Annotated in this window: 14 protein-coding genes; 4 read left to right on the top strand and 10 right to left on the bottom strand. The window is 69.1% G+C overall.

Annotation, left to right across the window (positions count from 1 at the left end):
* Positions 1–892: 892 nt before the first annotated feature.
* Positions 893–1,777: a transposase family protein gene (locus ACFY0T_RS17455; protein WP_388870627.1), complete on the top strand. Its 885-nt coding sequence runs from the start codon at positions 893–895 to the stop codon at positions 1,775–1,777.
* Here ACFY0T_RS17455 and frc read toward each other — a convergent pair.
* Both frc and oxc read right to left on the bottom strand, forming a co-directional pair.
* Positions 1,671–2,927, bottom strand: coding sequence for a formyl-CoA transferase (gene frc / locus ACFY0T_RS17450; protein ID WP_388870624.1), 1,257 nt, complete (start codon positions 2,925–2,927; stop codon positions 1,671–1,673). The two genes, ACFY0T_RS17455 and frc, sit on opposite strands and share 107 nt — an antisense overlap.
* A 65-nt stretch (positions 2,928–2,992) precedes the next feature.
* Complete coding sequence (gene oxc, locus ACFY0T_RS17445) at positions 2,993–4,744, bottom strand: oxalyl-CoA decarboxylase (protein WP_388870622.1); 1,752 nt, start codon at positions 4,742–4,744, stop codon at positions 2,993–2,995.
* Positions 4,745–5,020: 276 nt separating this feature from the next.
* Here oxc and ACFY0T_RS17440 point away from each other — a divergent pair, with 276 nt between their 5' ends.
* Positions 5,021–6,616, top strand: a complete 1,596-nt coding sequence (locus tag ACFY0T_RS17440; protein WP_388870619.1) for a FadD7 family fatty acid--CoA ligase — start codon at positions 5,021–5,023, stop codon at positions 6,614–6,616.
* 40 nt (positions 6,617–6,656) lie between these two features.
* On the opposite strand, the gene ACFY0T_RS17435 is transcribed toward ACFY0T_RS17440, so the two are convergent.
* The 5 genes from ACFY0T_RS17435 to ACFY0T_RS17415 all read right to left on the bottom strand — a co-directional run bounded on the left by ACFY0T_RS17435 (position 6,657) and on the right by ACFY0T_RS17415 (position 13,052).
* Entirely contained in the window at positions 6,657–7,589 is a 933-nt protein-coding gene (locus ACFY0T_RS17435) for a LysR family transcriptional regulator (RefSeq protein WP_388870616.1), read from the bottom strand.
* Positions 7,590–7,935: 346 nt separating this feature from the next.
* A complete protein-coding gene (locus ACFY0T_RS17430; RefSeq protein WP_388870613.1) occupies positions 7,936–8,148 on the bottom strand; it encodes a formate dehydrogenase subunit delta in 213 nt (70 codons plus the stop codon).
* Between the two features lies 1 nt (position 8,149).
* A complete protein-coding gene (gene fdhF, locus ACFY0T_RS17425) occupies positions 8,150–10,966 on the bottom strand; it encodes a formate dehydrogenase subunit alpha (protein ID WP_388870610.1) in 2,817 nt (938 codons plus the stop codon).
* Positions 10,963–12,576: a formate dehydrogenase beta subunit gene (locus ACFY0T_RS17420; protein WP_388871510.1), complete on the bottom strand. Its 1,614-nt coding sequence runs from the start codon at positions 12,574–12,576 to the stop codon at positions 10,963–10,965. The genes fdhF and ACFY0T_RS17420 overlap by 4 nt, the downstream gene beginning before the upstream one ends.
* Positions 12,576–13,052, bottom strand: coding sequence for an NAD(P)H-dependent oxidoreductase subunit E (locus ACFY0T_RS17415; protein ID WP_388870607.1), 477 nt, complete (start codon positions 13,050–13,052; stop codon positions 12,576–12,578). The genes ACFY0T_RS17420 and ACFY0T_RS17415 overlap by 1 nt, the downstream gene beginning before the upstream one ends.
* 304 nt (positions 13,053–13,356) lie before the next feature.
* On the opposite strand from ACFY0T_RS17415, the gene ACFY0T_RS17410 reads away from it, so the two are divergent.
* Positions 13,357–14,046: a GntR family transcriptional regulator gene (locus ACFY0T_RS17410; RefSeq protein ID WP_388870604.1), complete on the top strand. Its 690-nt coding sequence runs from the start codon at positions 13,357–13,359 to the stop codon at positions 14,044–14,046.
* Positions 14,047–14,073: 27 nt separating this feature from the next.
* Here ACFY0T_RS17410 and ACFY0T_RS17405 read toward each other — a convergent pair whose 3' ends face one another.
* On the bottom strand, positions 14,074–14,868 hold the full coding sequence (locus tag ACFY0T_RS17405; protein ID WP_388870601.1) for an acyl-CoA dehydrogenase family protein: 795 nt from the start codon (positions 14,866–14,868) through the stop codon (positions 14,074–14,076).
* A gap of 241 nt (positions 14,869–15,109) precedes the next feature.
* On the opposite strand from ACFY0T_RS17405, the gene ACFY0T_RS17400 reads away from it, so the two are divergent.
* A complete protein-coding gene (locus ACFY0T_RS17400) occupies positions 15,110–15,802 on the top strand; it encodes a GntR family transcriptional regulator (RefSeq protein ID WP_388870599.1) in 693 nt (230 codons plus the stop codon).
* Between the two features lie 70 nt (positions 15,803–15,872).
* On the opposite strand, the gene ACFY0T_RS17395 is transcribed toward ACFY0T_RS17400, so the two are convergent.
* Complete coding sequence (locus ACFY0T_RS17395; RefSeq protein WP_388870596.1) at positions 15,873–16,424, bottom strand: beta-class carbonic anhydrase; 552 nt, start codon at positions 16,422–16,424, stop codon at positions 15,873–15,875.
* Between the two features lie 129 nt (positions 16,425–16,553).
* Positions 16,554–18,848 (bottom strand): FdhF/YdeP family oxidoreductase, encoded by a 2,295-nt coding sequence (locus ACFY0T_RS17390; protein WP_388870593.1) that lies wholly within the window; start codon positions 18,846–18,848, stop codon positions 16,554–16,556.
* Positions 18,849–18,988 lie beyond the last annotated feature (140 nt).

Here is an 18,988-nt window from a genome sequence, read left to right as displayed (position 1 = left end):
CGGCTCGGCGAGGCGAACACAGATCCTAAGCTGCCGAGGTCGACGTCCCGCCGCCGGCGGGGCAACCAGCCGAGAAGAGGTCACGTGCCACGGCCGTGGCAGATTCAGCGGTCAGAAGCGGTCAACAAAAGTGACTCGCGGGCGCATCCGTCTCTCATACCTTGGTCGGGAGGCCCGCAGCTCACCGGCCGAGCACCGCAGCCTCTCTCCTCAAGCGGTGATTACTCGCCCGCCCGCCGTACGCCAGTGCAGGCCACCAGTGCGCCGCCGCCTTCGGTGAGGAAAAGCATGAAGATCCATGCCCCATCGGCAGCTGTGACCTGCCCAAGGCGCACCGGCTGGTCATGCCGGCCGAGGAGCTGCACCGCTCGTTCCAGGCCCAAAGTCTCGACGCCCTTCCGCCGCGTGTGCCGAAGTCGGCGCGCATAAGTCCGGGCATGAAACTCGGCGGGCCAAGTCCCGTCCCAACACAACGTAGGTACCGCCGCCAAGGAGGGCAGCCAGGGCTGCCACGGATGCCTCGTCGTCACCGGCCTGCAGCCGCATCAACAGATGCCGTTCCATTGCCACCCCCGTCGGCATCCTGCGGTACAGCAGCGCTGTACCGCAACCACAGCAACCGCTCGCGGCCACTACCGTCTCCCTGGGGCCCCGTAGCGGCCGAAATGACGCTCGCTGACCGATCTGGCCAGAGCTACGGATCAGACGCTCCTCTGCCACAAGCGTGCCGACAGGACGCAGCAGCGGTGAGTGTCTCAATACCTGACAACGCTCTCGGTGTCGGTCGAACGCCGGCTCAGATTTCCGTGAAGCCGGCCACGCTTCCCTGCGCCGGTGACGCTCCGCCACTGGTGCCGCGACACTCAGCGAGTGTGAGGAGCTGCTGAAGACGGTGTTGCCGCACCTGAGCAGGGTGCTGGTGCAGGAAGTGAGCCCCGAGGGTGGAGTGTTACGCATTGTGGCGAGAACCCCGAGGTCGGTTCCGGCGTCGTGCCCGGATTGCGGGGCACCGTCGGTGCGACGGCACAGTGGGTACCAGCGCCGGCTCGCGGACGGCGTGGTCGGCGGGCGGCAGATGTCCATCGAGCTGACCGTCCGCCGGCTGTTCTGCGATGCGCCGGAGTGTGTCCGGGTGACCTTCGCCGAACAGGTTGAGGGGTTGACGGTGCGCTATGGGCGTCGAACTCTGCAGCTCAGGGGCTTGTTGAGTGCGATCTCGGTGGCTCTGGCCGGTCGGGCGGGCGAGCGGCTGGCAGCCCGGCTGCCGGTGCCGGTCAGCCAGACCTCGTTGCTGGGGCTGGTCATGGCCCTGCCTGATCCGCCCGCCGGGACGCCGCGGGTGCTCTCGGCCGGCGCGAGGAGTGGTGCGCGGCCGGAGGTGGTTGCGTCCATGGAGGTGATGTACGGGTTCGACCCCGGGGGTTTGCTCCGGCGTCTGGCTGATTACCGGCGTTGGAAGGCGTTGTCTCGACACACCTCCGACTCAGTCCGTGCCGCGGGGCGCACCCCGACGGCTCCCGCGCAGGTCAGAGGGCAATTGGCGCGCGATCGGCGCAATCTCTCCGGAGCCGCGGCCACTTCTGGCGTACAGGGGAGACTATCTGACACCCCATCACACGCCGCTGCCCCGCGCACGAGGACCATACGCGGGGCACCCTGGGCGATGCGGGTCAGGCGACGACCTGGCCTTCGTGCAGCTTGCGGATGTCGTCCGCGTCGTAGCCGAGGTCCGCGAGCACCTCGTCGGTGTGCTCGCCGAGCAGCGGCGCACCCTTGATGTCGGGCTTGAAGCCGGAGAACTTGATCGGGCTGCCCACGGTCAGGTAGGTGCCGCGCTCCTTCTGCTCGACCTCGACGATCGTGCCGCTCTTGCGCATGTCGGGATCCGCGGCGAGCTCCTTCATGCTGAGCACGGGCGCGCAGGGCACCTCGAACGTGCGCAGGATGTCGACCGCCTCGTACTTGGTCTTGTCGGCCAGCCACTTCTCGATCTCGCCGAAGATGTCCATGATGTGCGGCTGACGGGCGAGGGCGGTGTTGTACTCCGTGTCGTCGGCCCATTCGGGCCTGCCGATGGCCTCGCAGGTGCGCGCCCAGTTCTGCTCCTGGATCGTGAAGTAGATGTAGGCGTTGGGGTCGGTCTCCCAGCCCTTGCACTTCAGGATCCAGCCCGGCTGGCCACCGCCGCCGGCGTTGCCGCCGCGGGGCACCGCGTCCCCGAACTCGCCGTTCGGGTACTGCGGGTACTCCTCCAGGTAGCCGACCTTCTCCAGACGCTGCTGGTCACGGAGCTTGACCCGGGTGAGGTTGAGTACGGCGTCCTGCATGGACACCGACACCTTCTGGCCAAGGCCGGTCGCGTTGCGCTGGATGATCGCGGTGAGCAGGCCGATCACCAGGTGCATACCGCTGTTGCTGTCACCGAGGGCCGAACCGCTGATGGTGGGCGGGCCGTCCCAGAAACCGGTGGTGGACGCGGCGCCACCGGCGGCCTGGGCGACGTTCTCGTAGACCTTGAGGTCGTTCCACTTCGAGTCGTCGTTGAAGCCCTTGACCGAACCGAAGATCAGCCGCGGGTTCAGCTCGTGGATGTAGTCCCACCCGAGGCCCATGCGGTCCATGGCGCCCGGCGCGAAGTTCTCCACCAGGATGTCCGCCTCGCGGATCAGCTTCTCCATGACCTCCTTGCCCTCGGGGGACTTGGTGTTGATGGCCAGCGAGCGCTTGTTGCTGTTCAGCATGGTGAAGTAGAGGGCGTCGAGGTCGGGGATGTCGCGCAGCTGACGGCGGGTCACGTCGCCGCCGTTGATGCGCTCGACCTTGATGACGTCGGCGCCGAACCAGGCGAGCATCTGGGTGCATGCGGGACCGGCCTGGACCCCGGTGAAGTCGATCACCTTGATTCCGGCGAGCGGCTTTTCACTCATGTTGGCTTCCTTCTCCTGAAAGATCTCGGTGCGAGGGCGCGGAACTACGAGGGAAACGAGGGGAGTTACTTCTTCGCCGGCGTGATGTTGCCGACGGTGATGCCCTTTGGGTTGAGGTGCGAGATGTGGCCGCTCTCGGTGCCGGCCGAGGGGTCGATGACGCAGTCGATGAGCGCCGGGCCGCCCGAGGCCAGCGCCTCGGTCAGAGCGGCGGTGACCTCCGCGGGCGTGGTCGCGCGGTAGCCCTTGCCGCCGAACGCCTCGATCATCAGGTCGTGGCGGGCCGCGCGCATGAGGGTCGTCGGCGAGGGGGCGTCGTCGAGCGGATTGACGTCATCGCCGCGGTAGACACCGCCGTTGTTCATGATGACGGTGACGACGGGCAGCTTGTAGCGGCAGATCGTCTCCAGCTCCATGCCACTGAATCCGAAGGCGCTGTCGCCCTCCACGGCCACGACCGGCGCACCGCTCTCGACGGCGGCGGCGATCGCATAGCCCATGCCGATACCCATGACGCCCCACGTGCCGCTGTCGAGTCGGTGGCGCGGTACGTGCATGTCGATCACGTTGCGCGCGATGTCCAGCGCGTTGGCGCCTTCGTTGACGATGTACGTCTCGGGGCGCGCGTGCACGACGTCGCGTACGGCCTTCAGGGCGCCCATGAACTGCATGGGGTGCGGGTCGGCCTTGAGGCGCTCCGCCATCTTGGCCACGTTCTGCGCCGACCGTGCCCCCAGCTCCTCCCGCCACGCTCCGGGGGCGGCGATCTGGCCGGGCTTGGTCCGCTCGGCGAGCGCGTCGAGCACCGACTCGATGTCTCCGACGAGCGGGGCGGCGATGGGCTGGTTGCTGTCCATCTCCTTGGGCTCGATGTCCACCTGGATGAACTTGGCGTCGGGGTTCCACTGCGGTGCTTCGCCGTGGCCCAGCAGCCAGTTCAGGCGGGCGCCGACGAGCATCACGACGTCGGCCTTCTTCAGCGCCAGCGAACGGGCGGTGGCCGCCGACTGCGGGTGGTCGTCGGGCAGCAGGCCCTTCGCCATCGACATCGGTACGTAGGGAATGCCGGTGGACTCGATGAACGCACGGATCTTGTCGTCCGCCTGCGCGTACGCGGCGCCCTTGCCGAGCACCACCAACGGCCGCTCGGCACCTGCCAGGAGCTCGATCGCTCGGTCCACCGCATCGGGTGCGGGCAGTTGGCGCGGCGCGGGGTCGACGAGACGGCTCAGCGTCTTGGCGCCCGCCTCCGCGTCCATGATGGAGCCGAGCACCGCGGCGGGGATGTCGAGGTAGACCCCGCCGGGGCGCCCGGAGATCGCGGTGCGCAGCGCGCGGGCGATACCGCGGCCGATGTCCTCCACCCGGCTCACCCGGTACGCGGCCTTGACGAAGGGCTGCGCGGCGGCGAGCTGGTCCATCTCCTCGTAGTCGCCCTGCTTGAGGTCGACGAGGTGGCGCTCGCTGGAGCCGGAGATCTGGACCATCGGGAAGCAGTTCGTGGTCGCGTTCGCCAGTGCGACAAGACCGTTGAGGAAGCCCGGTGCCGACACCGTCAGCGCCACGCCCGGCTTCTTCGTGAGGTAGCCGGCGACCGCCGCCGCGTGTCCGGCGTTGCTCTCGTGGCGGAAGCCGATGTAGCGGATGCCCTGCGCCTGTGCGAGGCGGGCGAGGTCGGTGATCGGGATGCCGACCACCCCGTAGATGGTGTCGACGTCGTTCATCTTGAGCGCGTCGACGACCAGGTGGTACCCGTCGGTGAGCTCGGTCGGAACGTCGGCTGCTGCCGCGGTCTCCATTGTCGAGGGGGCGGTCATGGTCCGAGGTCCTCCTTGGGCAGGTCCTGCCGGTGCGGCTACTCCTCTCACCTTCCGCAGCACGCCTGTCCGCGTCCAAGACCCATCGACGACCAGCCGATAAACAGCATCTATCGATGGCTGGTGGGGGCGTCGCAACTCCCTTGATAGATGGCTGCTATCGGCCGTTCGCCAGTACGTATTGGACGCGCACCGCGCGCCACCGCAGGCTCGCAAAGGACTGCTTCATCGCAGCAGAGCACTGCTTCATCGGACTTGGCACGAGGAGGTGGGGTCATGGCCGTTCCGGCCGCGGCATCCGTGCGCGACGCGAACCGGTACCGGCCCCCGGCGGTCACGGGCCTCATCGATCTCCTCGACGGGCAGGTGCGCGAACGTCCGCGCGCCCGGGCCCTCGTCTTCACCCGGGACCGGGTGCACCTGTCCTACCGGGCCCTCGCCACCCTGGCGGAGGAGGTGGCCGCCCGGCTGGGCGGCGCGGGGCTGCACCGTGGTGACGCGGTCGGCCTGATCTGCGCCAACACCGCCGAGTTCGTCGTCGCGCTGCTCGGCGCGGCGCGGGCCGGTCTGGTGGTCGCTCCGCTGGACCCCGCGCTGCCCGGGTCACAGCTGTCCGCCCGGTTCGAGGCGCTGGGCGTGCGGGCGGTCCTCCTCGGTCCGCCCGCGGCCGACGCCCAGCCGGTCGCCCCAGTGCGGGTCCCGACCTGGGCCCTGCGCGTGGACGTCTCCCGTGCCGGGACGGCTGCGGTCGCAGTCGAAACCGGCGCGCGTGCGGTGCGCCACGTCCGGGGCGCGGCACAGGAACTCTCGCCCGACGACGCCCTCGTCCTGTTCACCGCCGGAACCACCGACCGGGCCAAGATGGTCCCGCTGACACACGCCAACGTGGCGGCGTCCGTGCGGGGCATCTGCGCCACCTACGAGTTGGGGCCCGGCGACGCGACGGTCGCGGTGATGCCGTTCTTCCACGGCCACGGGCTGTTCGCGGCGCTCCTGGCCTCCCTGGCGAGCGGAGGATGCGTGCTGCTGCCCGAGCGGGGACGGTTCTCGGCACGCACGTTCTGGGACGACATGCGTGCCGCGGCCGCCACCTGGTTCACCGCGGTCCCGACCATCCACGAGATCCTCCTGGACCGGTCGGAGATCGAGTACCCGGGCCCGCAGGTGCCGCCCCTGAAGTTCGTACGCAGTTGCAGCGCCCCCCTCAATGCGGCCACGCAGCGGGCTTTGGAGCGCACGTTCGGCGCGCCGCTGCTGTCCGCGTACGGGATGACCGAGTCCACGCACCAGGCGACCAGCGAGCCGCTGCCGCAGCGGGGATCTCTGAAGCATGGGTCGGTCGGCCGGCCGACCGGAGTGGACCTTCGCGTGGTCGACCGGAACGGGCGCGTGTGCCCCGTCGGCATCCAGGGCGAAGTGTGGGTGCACGGTCCCGCCGTCGCCCGCGGCTACCTCGCCCATCCGGCCGAGACGGCGCACAGTTTCGCCGACGGGTGGTTCCGCACCGGTGACCTGGGCTCACTGGACAAGGACGGGTACCTGTCCCTCACCGGGCGCATCAAGAATCTCATCAACCGCGGAGGCGAGAAGATCTCGCCCGAGTATGTGGAGGACATCCTCGCGGGGTGCCCCGGAGTCTCCGAGGCGGCCGTGTTCGCCGTCCCCGACGCGACGTACGGGCAACGAGTCGGCGCCGCCGTGGTCGTCCGCGAGGGCGAGAGCATCGGGTCCGAGGAGATCCTGCAGTACTGCCGTGACCGGCTGGCCGCCTTCGAAGTGCCCGACCGGCTCGTACTCGCCGCCGCTCTGCCGCACACCGCCAAGGGAGGGCTGGACCGGCTGGCGGTGGAGGCTCGGTACGGGCAGCAGTGAGGGGGCACGGTACTGGCAGCAGTGAGGGGCGGGGGCCCGCTCACCTCACGCGATGCTCGGCCGGCAGGGGTTGGCCGAAGAAGTCGTCCAGCGACAAGCCCGTCGCCGCGTTGACGAACGCCCGGGCGGCGACCGAGCCAGGGGTCGCCGCGTGGATCGCCACCGAGACCTGGGCCCCGGCCTCCGGGTCGACCAGTGGCAGCGCTCTTGTCCTGCCGATCACGGGCATCGCGCGCAACCAGGTGTGCGGCACGATGCTCGCCCACTCACCGCCGCCCACGTGCGCGTAGAGGGAGGCGATCGAGTCCGTCTCCACCTGCGGGGTCACCACGAACCCCTTGTCCGCGAACACGGCGTCGATGATCTGGCGGATGCGCATGTCGGGCGTCAGCAACGCGAGCGGCAACTGGGCCGCGTCCGCCCACGTCATGGTGGAGGCCTGGGACATCAGCTGGTCGTCCGACACCAGCAGCATGTACCTCTCCTGGTAGAGGGGAACGACCTGCAAGCCCTCCTGGTCGCCCGGGTCGAAGTGGGCGATCGCCACATCCAGCTCGAAATCGCGCAGTTGGCGGTGGAGTTCCTTCGTCGACAGCCGGGAACGGACTTGCACTTTGGCCAGCGGGTGCGCCGCGCAGAACGCGGCCACGGGAAGCGCCAGAGTCGTCGACGCCGTGGGGTCCGTCCCGAGCCGCAGCGTGCCCGTGATGCCCGACTGTACGGCGGCCACCTCGGCCTTGAACGCGTCCTGTTCGGCGAGGATTCTCTTGGCCCACACGACGAGGCGTTCGCCCTCCGGGGTGAGGCCCTGGTAGTTGTGCCCGCGGTTGATCAGCGTGACGTTCAACTCCCGCTCCAGCTTGGCGATCGCCGCCGAGAGCGCGGGCTGGGACACATAGCAGGATTCCGCCGCCCGGGCGAAGTGCCGCTCCCTCGCCACCGCCACGAAGTACTCCAGCTGCCGGAACAGCATGACGACTCCTCTCTGCCTGGGGCCGCGCCGGCACTACAGACGGTCGAGCCGCATGCCATGTGATCAGCCAGAGCCTACCGATCGTGGCAAGCCGCGCCCTTCGTTCAGTAGCGGGGCAGCACGCTGGGCAGGCACCGACGCTGACCACCGGCTGGATACACGCCCCGCGGCCGGACCGCTCAACCGGTGGCGTCGGCACGGGCCAACCAAGGGCGGCCGCCGACCGGTTGCCCGGCACTCGGTTGTCGTCGGTGGCTTCCCGATAGGGCCCGCGCCGTACGCGGGTTCCGGGAGGGGACTCCGCGCCGCTCACGGGGTCCCCTCCCGCTCGGGCTGCGGAAGTGGGTCAGCGCATCAGCTTCACCGCCGCGACCACCAAGGGGTCGAGGCCGTCCGCTCCGGCGTCGACGAACTCGTACAGTCGACTGCGCATGCGCGGGTCCCAGAACCTGCCGATGTGGCCCGCGACCGCCTCGGCGGCCTGTTCCCCCGGCAGGTGTCCGAGGTTCGCGGCGATGTCGTTGGCCATCCGGCATTCCGGTGGCACCGTGGCTGTCATCTCAGTCCACCACCGTGACCAGGTCGTCCTGCGCCGGCTCCGCTTCCCGTTGCTGGAGCGGGCGCGCGAGCCCGACCTGCACGGCGGTCACCTTGTACTCCGGGCAGTTGGTCGCCCAGTCGGAGTTCTCCGTGGTCACCACGTTGGCGCCGGTCACGGGATGGTGGAACGTGGTGTACACGACCCCGGTCGGCATCCGGTCGGAGATCTCCGCGCGCAGCGTCGTCTGCCCGACGCGGCTGGCGAGCGTCACCATGTCGCCGTCGGTGATGCCGCGTACTTCCGCGTCGTGGGGGTGCAGCTCCAGTACGTCCTCGGGGTGCCAGGCGACGTTGCCCGTACGACGCGTTTGCGCGCCGACGTTGTACTGGCTGAGGATCCGCCCCGTGGTCAGGACCAGCGGGAAGCGCCGGGTGCTGCGCTCGTTCGTCGGTACGAAGGCGGTGACCACGAACTTGCCCTTGCCGCGGACGAATTCGTCCACGTGCATGACGGGTGTTCCCTCCGGAGCCGACTCGTTGCACGGCCACTGGACGCTGCCGAGCTTGTCCAGCACCTCGAAGGACACACCCGTGAAGGTCGGTGTGACCGAGGCGATCTCGTCCATGATCTGGCTGGGGTGGTCATAGGACATCGGGTAGCCCATGGCGGTGGCGATCTCGCTGACGATCTGCCACTCGTGCTTGCCCGTCTTCGGCTTCATCACCGCGCGGACCCGGTTGATCCGGCGTTCGGCGTTGGTGAACGTGCCGTCCTTCTCCAGGAACGACGCACCGGGCAGGAAGACATGCGCGAACTTCGCCGTCTCGTTGAGGAACAGATCCTGTACGACGACCAGTTCCATGGCCTCGAGCGCGGCGGTGACGTGCTTGAGGTTGGGGTCGGACTGGGCGATGTCCTCGCCGTGGACGAACAGACCGCGGAAGGTTCCGTCGATCGCCGCGTCGAACATGTTCGGGATACGCAGTCCGGGCTCGGCCAGGATGGTGCCGCCCCACAGGTTCTCGAACACGTTGCGCACGGCGTCGTCGGAGACGTGCCGGTAGCCGGGCAGTTCGTGCGGGAACGAACCCATGTCGCAGGAGCCCTGCACGTTGTTCTGGCCGCGCAGCGGGTTCACTCCGACGCCGTCACGGCCGATGTTGCCGCACGCCATCGCGAGGTTGGCCATGCCCATGACCATGGTCGAGCCCTGGCTGTGCTCGGTGACGCCGAGGCCGTAGTAGATGGCCCCGTTGGGTGCCTCGGCGTACAGCCTGGCGGCGGCCCGCAGTTCCTCGGCGGGTACGCCGGTGATCGGTTCGGCGGCCTCCGGGCTGTTCTCCGGGCGGGCGATGAACTCCGCCCACTCATCGAAGTCTTCGCACCGCTGGTCCACGAAGGACCGGTCGACCAACCCTTCGGTGACCACCACGTGCGCCATGGCGTTGACCACCGCGACATTGGTGCCCGGCCTGAGCTGGAGGTGATGCTGGGCCTCGATGTGCGGCGAGCGCACCAGATCGATACGGCGCGGGTCGACCACGATGAGCTTGGCACCCTCGCGCAGCCGGCGCTTCATCCGCGAGGCGAACACCGGGTGCCCGTCCGTGGGGTTCGCCCCGATCACCATGATCACGTCGGCCTCGGCGACCGAACGAAAGTCCTGGGTGCCGGCCGATTCGCCGAAGGTCTGCTTGAGCCCGTATCCCGTCGGGGAGTGGCAGACCCGGGCGCAGGTGTCGACGTTGTTGTTGCCGAAGGCCGCGCGCACCATCTTCTGTACGACGTAGACCTCTTCGTTGGTGCACCTCGACGAGGTGATGGCGCCGACCGAGCTCGATCCGTACCGGTCCTGGAGCTCGCGCATCCTGTGGGCGACCGTGCCGATCGCCTCGTCCCACTCGACCTCGCGCCATGGATCGGTGATCTTGTCGCGGACCATCGGCTTGAGCACCCGGTCGGGGTGCGTGGCGTGTCCGAAGGCGAAGCGGCCCTTCACACAGGAGTGGCCCTCGTTGGCTCCGCCGTCCTTGTACGGCACCATCCGCACCAGCTCGTCGCCGCGCAGCTCGGCCTTGAACGAGCAGCCGACACCGCAGTACGCGCAGGTGGTGATCACCGATCGGGTCGGCATGCCGAGCTCGACCACCGAGCGCTCCTGGAGCGTCGAGGTCGGGCAGGCCTGCACGCAGGCGCCGCAGGAGACGCACTCGGAGTCCATGAAGCTCTCGCCGGCGCCCGCCGAGACCTTGGAGTCGAAGCCGCGCCCCTCGATGGTCAGCGCGAACGTGCCCTGCACCTCGCCGCAGGCCCGTACGCAGCGGGAGCAGGCGATGCACTTGGACGGGTCGAAGTCGAAGTAGGGGTTCGACGTGTCCTTCTCGGCGTCGAGGTGGTTCTCGCCCTCGTAGCCGTACCGGACCTGCCGCAGCCCGACCACGCCGGCCATGTCCTGGAGTTCGCAGTCGCCGTTGGCCGGGCAGGTGAGGCAGTCCAGCGGATGGTCGGAGATGTAGAGCTCCATGACGCCCTGGCGGAGCTTCTCCACCTTCGGCGTCTGCGTGCTCACCCGCATCCCGTCCGCCACCGGTGTGGTGCAGGACGCCGGGGTGCCCCGCCGGCCGTCGATCTCCACGACGCACAGCCGACAGGAGCCGAAGGCCTCCAGGCTGTCGGTGGCGCACAGCTTGGGTATGTCGACCCCGGCCAGCGCGGCGGCGCGCATCACCGACGTGCCCTCCCGGACGGTCACCGGCAGGCCGTCCACTTCCACCGACACCGTGGCCTCGCCGGGCCTCTCCGGGGTGCCGAAGTCGGGTTCCTTGAGCAGTGTCATGCCGTGCCCTCCGTCCTCACGCCAGTCGCTTGTACGGGTTGGATCTCCAGGCTTCGACGGCCGCCGAGGAAATCGTCGGGGAAATGAGTGAGGGCGCTGCGTACGGGCATCGGCGTCAGACCGCCCATCGCACACAGCGAGCCCTCGGTCATCAGGTCGCACAGATCCTCGAGCAGGGCCAGGTTCTCGTCCCGGTGCTGGCCGGCCACGATCTTGTCGATCACCTCGACGCCGCGCACCGAACCGACCCGGCACGGGGTGCACTTGCCGCAGGACTCCTCGGCGCAGAACTCCATCGCGAAGCGCGCCTGGGCGGCCATGTCGACGCTGTCGTCGAAGACGACGATCCCGCCGTGGCCGACCATCGCACCGGCGGCCGCGAACGCCTCGTAGTCCATCGGCAGGTCGAACATGGACGTCGGCAGATAGGCGCCGAGTGGTCCGCCGACCTGCACCGTGCGCACCGGGCGTCCGGAGAAGGTCCCGCCGCCGTAGTCCTCGACCAGTTCGCGCAGGGTGACGCCGAACGCCGTCTCCACGATGCCGCCGTGCGCGATGTTGCCGCCGAGCTGGAACACTTGGGTGCCGCGCGACCGCTCGACGCCGAGCTCCTGGTATGCCTTCGCCCCGCCGGCGAGGACGGTCGGCACGGTGGCCAGCGTCAGGACGTTGTTCACCACGGTCGGTTTGCCGAACAGGCCCTCGATGGCGGGGATCGGCGGCTTCGAACGGACCATGCCCCGCTTGCCCTCCAGGCTCTCCAGCATGGAGGTCTCCTCGCCGCAGATGTACGCACCGGCGCCGACCCGGACATGCAGGTCGAAGTCGAGCGCCGAGCCGAGGATGCCCTTGCCGAGCCATCCGTGCTCGCGGGCGATGTCGATGGCCGAGCGCATCGTCGCCACCGCGTCGGGATACTCCGAGCGGATGTAGAGGTAGCCCTCGCTCGCACCGACCGCGTGTGCGGCGATCGTCATGCCCTCGATGAGCATGAACGGGTCGCCTTCCATGACCATGCGGTCGGCGAAGGTCCCGCTGTCGCCCTCGTCGGCGTTGCAGCAGACGAACTTCAGCTCGTCGGTGCAGTCGAGCACGGTCTTCCATTTGATGCCGGCCGGGAATCCCGCGCCGCCCCGGCCACGCAGCCCGGATGCGGTGACCTCCGCGACCACGTCCGCGGGTGCGCGCTCCAGGGCGGCGCGCAGCCCCACCAGCCCGCCGTGCTCCAGGTAGTCCCGCGTCGACAGGGGGTCGGTCACCCCGACTCTGGCGAAGGTGACGCGCGTCTGGCGGGCCAGCCAGGGCAGTTCGTCCACGACGCCGAGGCGCAGCGGATGGTCCGCCCCGTCGAGCAGGCCGGCGGCCAGGAGTCCCTCCACGTCCGAGGGGGCCACCGGCCCGTAGCCGACGCGGCCCCGCGGGGTCACGACCTCGACCATCGGCTCCAGCCACAGCATGCCGCGCGATCCGTTGCGTACGACGTCGATGGCGAAGTCTCCGCGAGCGGCGGCACGTTGCAGGGCGTTCGCGACCTCGTCCGCGCCGACGGACCTGGCCGCCGAGTCGCGGGGGACGTAGACCGTCGCCGCGGAGTGCGAGGAGTTGTTCATCATGAGACCGTCCCGTTGAGGATCGAGCCCAGCTGGGCCGGGCCCACTCGTCCGTACAGCCGACCGTTCGCCTCCACCGACGGCCCGAGCGCGCAGTTGCCGAGGCAGAAGACCTGCTCGACGGTCACCGAACCGTCCGCCGTCGTCTCCCCCAGGGTCAGTCCGGCCTCGCGGGCGTAGCCCACCAGGCTGTCGGCTCCCAGGGCCTGGCATGCCTCGGCGCGGCAGATGCGCACCGTGGTGCGTCCCGCGGGCTCGCGGCGGAAGTCGTGGTAGAAGGTCACCACTCCGTGGACGTCCGCCCGGGAGAGGTTGAGTTCGTCGGCGAGCACCGGAATCGCCTCTTGCGGCACATGGCCCAACTCGGCCTGAACGGCGTGCAGTACGGGCAGCAGCGCACCGCGCTGACCCCGGTGACCGGCCACCACTTTCCGGACCACGTTCTCGACCGTCACGTCGCTCCCGCTGGTCGTCATGATCGCTCCGCCTTCCGTCACGCGGGTCCCCGGCGAGGGTTGCAGGAGACTTGGACAATACCCCATACAGGCTTCTGTATACAGAACTCCATCAGAAAGAACGCGGGCCGATCCCGAGTGCGAGCGCGCGGGAAGCCGGTGCGACACCTGGGACCCCCTGGCCGACCAGCGGCCACCCCCAAAGGCGCACGCCATCTTGCATACCAAAACCTGTATGCTGAGGCGGCCGTCGGCAACTGTCTCGGCGGCCACCACTTGGCAGAGCCGTCGGCCCTCGCGGACCCGGTGGCAGAACGGGGCAATCATGCGCGAGGCACTCACGGCCGCAGCGTCCCGGCGCGTCACCCGCCCGGCACCACTGCGCCAGGCCGTGTACGACGCCCTGACCGAACTGATCGTCAGCGGCTCCCTCAAGCCCGGCCAGCACCTGGTCGAGGCCGAGCTCGCCGAACACCTCGGCGTCAGCCGCCAGCCGGTCCGCGAAGCCCTGCAACGACTGCAGACCGCCGGCTGGGTAGACCTGCGCCCCGCCCAGGGCGCCTTCGTCCACTCCCCCACCGAAGAAGAGGCCGCCCAACTCCTCGGCGTCCGCTCGGTACTGGAGACCTACTCGGCCCAGCTCGCCGCCCAGCACGCGAAGCCGGAAGACATCGAACGCCTCTGGGAGTTTCAGCAGGAAGGCGTCGACGCGCTCGCCGAGGGCGACGTCGAACGACTGGTCGCGGCCAACACCGCCCTGCACGCCTTCATCACCTCCGTGGCCGACAACGCCGTACTGGCCGAACTGATCTCCCAGGTGGGCCAGAAGGTCCGCTGGTACTACACCCCCATCGCCAAGCCCCGCGGCAAGGAAGCCTGGAACGAGCACAGCCAGCTCATCAAGGCCATCGCCAAGGGCGACGCGGACCGCGCGGGCGAGGTCATGCGCAAGCACACCGAACGCACCACCGACTTCTACCGCAAGCAGATCGCCGCCGGGTCGAGCCAGGGCTGACCGAACGGGCCGTCGTCCGGGCCCGGTTCAGGACGAGGCGAGGGAATCGGCGGGGCGCCGAGCGGACCCGACGTCGACAGCCGGCGGACGGAGGGCCTCGACGCCGGCGGCGGCCCGCAGTTCGAGCAGCCACGGCAGGACGGTGCGCAGCACGATGTCGAGCCCTCCGCCGTCCCCGCCGAGCATCGCGTCGGCGGGAACCAGCACCGGGTCGGCGAGCACGGTGGAGGTCGCACTGCCGTCCGGCCCTCCCCCGCCGGGTCGGGCCGGGACGAACAGGTCCGGTGCGTGCGCCGGAACCACCCAGAGAGTCAGGCCCTCCGGTGCGGTGAGCGGCCGGGAGGACCAGACGTAACTGTCGGCCTCTCCCGCCGCGACCACCTGATGTTTACGGGCGCGCAGGGCGACCACGTCACCGGAGCGAGCGGCAGTGCAGCGCGACGCCCAGAGCTGAGCCTCCACTCCCTGCTCACTGGGGCCGTCCTCCGCCAGGGCGAGGCTGCTGAGGTGACGTCCGGCGGCGATCTCGCCGCGCACCCAGGAGCTGCCGTACGACTCGATGACGGCGACCGCCACGTAGTGGGACTGGAGCACGGCCGCGGTCGCCGGACAGACGCGCGCGGTCCGCGCCACCACCTCGGCGGCTTCCGACAGCCCCAGTCCGCCGCCGTCGAATTCCGCGGAGACGGTGAGCCCCAGCAGCCCGGCGCGGCCGAGGGCCGTCACGGCGCCGCGGGGGAACTTGCCCTGCCCGCCGGTCACTTCGGTGGAGGGCGCGATGACGCTGGTCAGAACTTCGGAGAGAGCGATGCGGTACGACACGGGGTGACCCCCTCGGGAGCGGTTTCTGGTCCGCTGTCAGGCGGTGCGTACAGGGCCGGGGCGACACCCCGGAGGTATTGCATACAGTATTCTGGATCCCCTCCAAGGCGCCAGAGGCGAGGGGAAGGTAATTTCCGCAACTTCGCAACGCCCAGGCCACACCAAGCAGTGGCTATTGCATACTAAACTCAGTATCCCGAGCCGATGGTTGGCGTCAGCAGTCGAACGAGGGAGAGGGCCCATGCCCCACACACCCACCGTGGCAGCCCGCGGCCCGATCAACCGGCCCGCCCCGTTGCGCCAGGCCGTCTACGACGCCCTGACCGAACTGATCATCAACGGCTCCCTCAAACCCGGCCAGCATCTCGTCGAGGCCGAACTCGCCGAAAACCTCGGCGTCAGCCGCCAGCCCATACGCGAAGCCCTCCAACGCCTCCACACGGCCGGCTGGGTCGACCTACGCCCCGCCCAGGGCGCCTTCGTCCACTCCCCCACCGCGGAGGAATGCGCCCAGCTCCTCAGTGTCCGGGCCGTCCTCGAAACCCACTCCGCACGCGGGGCCGCCCAACACGCCACTTCCGACGATGTCGCCCGGCTGTGGGAACTGCAGCAGACCGGCCTCACCGCCCTCGCTGCCGACGACGCCCGCGCCATCGTCGAGGCCAACGCCGCCCTCCACGGCCACATCACCCACCTCTCCCGCAACGCGGTCCTCGCCGAACTCATCCCGCAGGTCGACCGACGCGTGCGCTGGTACTACATGCCCATCGCCAAACCCCGCGGCAAGGACGCCTGGAGTGAGCACGCCCAGCTCATCGAGGCCATCGCCGACGGTGACCCCGACCGTGCCGAAGAGCTGATGCGCCGGCACACCCGGAACACCACTGACTTCTACTGCAAGCAGATCGCCGCACTGGCCGGGCCAAGCGTCTGACGACGCGGCGGGGGCTCAGGTCGTCCGACGACGGGGCAGTGGCTCAGGTCGCCCGACGACAGGACCGGGCTCAGGACCGCGGATCGATCTCCCGCAGCAGCCCCGTCGACACGTCGAAGACGAAGCCGCGTACGTCGTCGGTGTGCGGCAGGAACGGCGAGGTTCGCACCCGCTGCATCGACTGCCGTACGTCCTGGTCGACGTCCCGGAATGCCTCCACCGCCCACGCCGGCCGCTGCCCGACCTCCATCTCCAGCTCGTGCCGGAAGTCCTCGGTCAGGCTCTGCAGACCGCAGCCGGTGTGGTGGATGAGTATGACGCTGCGGGTGCCGAGTGCACGCTGACTGATCGTCAGGGAGCGGATCGTGTCGTCGGTGACCACACCTCCCGCGTTGCGGATGGTGTGGCAGTCGCCCAACTCCAGCCCGAGCGCGGCATGCAGGTCGAGCCGGGCGTCCATACAGGCCACGACAGCTACGCGCAGGACCGGGCGGGCACCCATGCCGGGGTCGACGAATCCGGCGGCGTAGGCGCGATTGGACTCCACGAGCCGGTCGATGACGGTCTCTGCGCCGGGAACGGTGCTGGTGGGCTGGGCGAAACGGGGTGCTGATGTCGACATGCTGGGCTACCTCACTCCGGTCGAGTCGAACAGCGTGCCGGCCTTCAGGGGTTCATACAGTATGCAGTTGACAGTATTCTGAATCTCCGTCGATACGTTGTCCAGGGGCCACGCAAGGCTTCCGCTGCCTCATCCCACGGCGACGGCGGGCTCCAGGCGGACAACGACACCCTTCGACGTAGGCGTGTTGCTGATGTCGGCCACGCTGTCCAACGGCACCAGGACGTTGGTCTCGGGGTAATAGGCCGCGGCGGAACCGGGAGTGGTGGGATAGGCGACCACCCGGAACTTCTCCGCGCGTCGTTCCACACCGTCACGCCACACGCTCACCAGATCCACCTCGCTGCGGTCGGTGAGCCCGAGTTCCTCCAGATCGACGGGGTTCACGAGCACCACCCGGCGGGCGTTGTGGATGCCCCGGTAGCGGTCGTTCCTGGCGTACGGGACGGTGTTCCACTGGTCGTGGGAGCGCAAGGTCTGCAACAGCAGATGGCCCGCGGGTGCGCGCAGCATCTCGAAGTCGTTGCAGGTGAAGACGGCCTTGCCGCTCGGCGTGGGGAACACGCCCTCGTTCACCGGGTTCTGCAGTCGGAAGCCGCCAGGCCGGGCCACCCGGGCGTTGAAGTCCTCGAAGCCGGGAACGACGCGGGAGATCCAGTCCCGGATCGTGCCGTAGTCCGCCTCGAACTTCTCCCAGGGGATGGACGGGTTGTCGCCCAGGGTCCGCCGGGCCAGCCGCGAGATGATCGCCACTTCGCTGAGCAGGTGCGGTGAGGCCGGATCCAGGCGGCCGCGCGAGGCGTGCACCTCGCTCATGGAGTCCTCGACGGTGATGAACTGTTCCCCGCCCGCCTGGATGTCGCGGTCGCTGCGGCCCAGCGTGGGCAGAATCAGCGCGGTGTCACCGCAGACGGCGTGGGAGCGGTTGAGCTTGGTGGAGATGTGCGCGGTGAGTCGGCACCGCCGCATCGCCCGTTCGGTGACCTCGCTGTCGGGAGTGGCCCGGATGAAGTTTCCCGCGACTCCGAGGAAGACCTTGGCGTCGCCGTCGCGCATGGCCCGGATGGCGTTGACCGAGTCGAGGCCGTGTTCGGTGGGCGGGGTGAAGGCGAACTCGCGCTCCAGAGCGTCCAGGAACTCCTGCGGCATCCGTTCCCAGATGCCCATGGTCCGGTCGCCCTGCACATTGCTGTGGCCGCGCACCGGGCAGACGCCCGCCCCTGGTTTCCCGATATTGCCGCGCAGCATGAGGAAGTTGACGATCTCACGGATGGTGGGGACGGCGTGCTTGTGCTGCGTCAGCCCCATGGCCCAGCAGACGATGATCCCCTCGCTCCGCAGGACCCGCTCGCCCACGGCCTCGATCTCTTCGCGGGTCAGCCCGGTGGCGTCGAGGATGTCGTCCCAGGAGGCCTTGCGGGCCTGCTCGACGAAGTCGGCGAACCCCGTCGTGTGCGCCTCGATGAACCCGTGGTCCAGCGCCGTTCCCGGCCTGGCGTCCTCGGCCTCGAGCAACAGCAGGTTCAGCGCCTGGAAGAGCGCGAGGTCGCCACCGGGGCGGATCTGCAGGAACTGGTCGGCGATGGGGGTGCCGCGCCCGACGATTCCGCGGGCCTTCTGCGGATGCTTGAACCGGATCAGCCCGGCCTCGGGCAGCGGGTTCACAGCGACGATGTGACCGCCGTTGCGCTTGGTCTCCTCCAGGGCGGAGAGCATGCGCGGATGATTGGTCCCCGGGTTCTGGCCCACCACGAAGATGAGGTCGCAGTGGTGGATGTCGTCCAGGCTCACGCTGCCCTTGCCGATGCCCAGCGTCTCCTGCAGCGCGAAGCCGCTGGACTCATGGCACATGTTGCTGCAGTCGGGCAGGTTGTTCGTGCCGTAGGCCCGGGCGAAGAGCTGGAGGAGGAAGGCGGCTTCGTTGTTGAGCCGGCCCGAGGTGTAGAAGAGGGCCTCGTCGGGCGAGTCCAGGCGGTCCAGTTCCTCGGCGACCAGACCGATCGCCTCGTCCCAGTCGATCGGCTCGTAATGGTCCGAACCGGGCCGCTTGACCATGGGCTCGGTCAGCCGGCCCTGCTGGTTGAGCCAGTAGTCGGACTTCTCGCCGAGTTCCGAGACGGAGTGCTCCCGGAAGAAGTCCGCGGTGACCCGGCGGGAGGTCGCCTCGTCGTTGATGTGTTTGGCGCCGTTCTCGCAGTACTCGTTCTTCGCCCGCCGGCCCGGGGCGGGTTCCGGCCAGGCGCATCCGGGGCAGTCGAAACCCTTGGTCTGGTTGATGTTCAGCAGGGTCAGCGCCGTCCGCCGGACGGACGTCTGGCCGAGCGAGTACCGCATCGCGTGCGTCACCGCGGGCAGTCCGGTCGCCCAGGTCTTGGGCGGGGTGACCTCCAGACGGTCTTCCGCCGGGTCTTCCATGGCACTCATGAACTGGCCTGCCTCTCTGCCGTTCCCGCTCAGAGATCAGCTTCGGCCCGCCCGTCGGAAAGAGTCAAAGAGCGAACAATTTCCAGGTGATAAACGCCGCCTATCAAGCGGGGCGGGAAACGAAAGCCGTCCCGGGCGCG

The organism is Streptomyces sp. NPDC001530 (assembly GCF_042894545.1).
Classification (GTDB): Bacteria; Actinomycetota; Actinomycetes; order Streptomycetales; family Streptomycetaceae; genus Streptomyces.
This window is presented reverse-complemented; position numbering and strand designations above follow the sequence as displayed.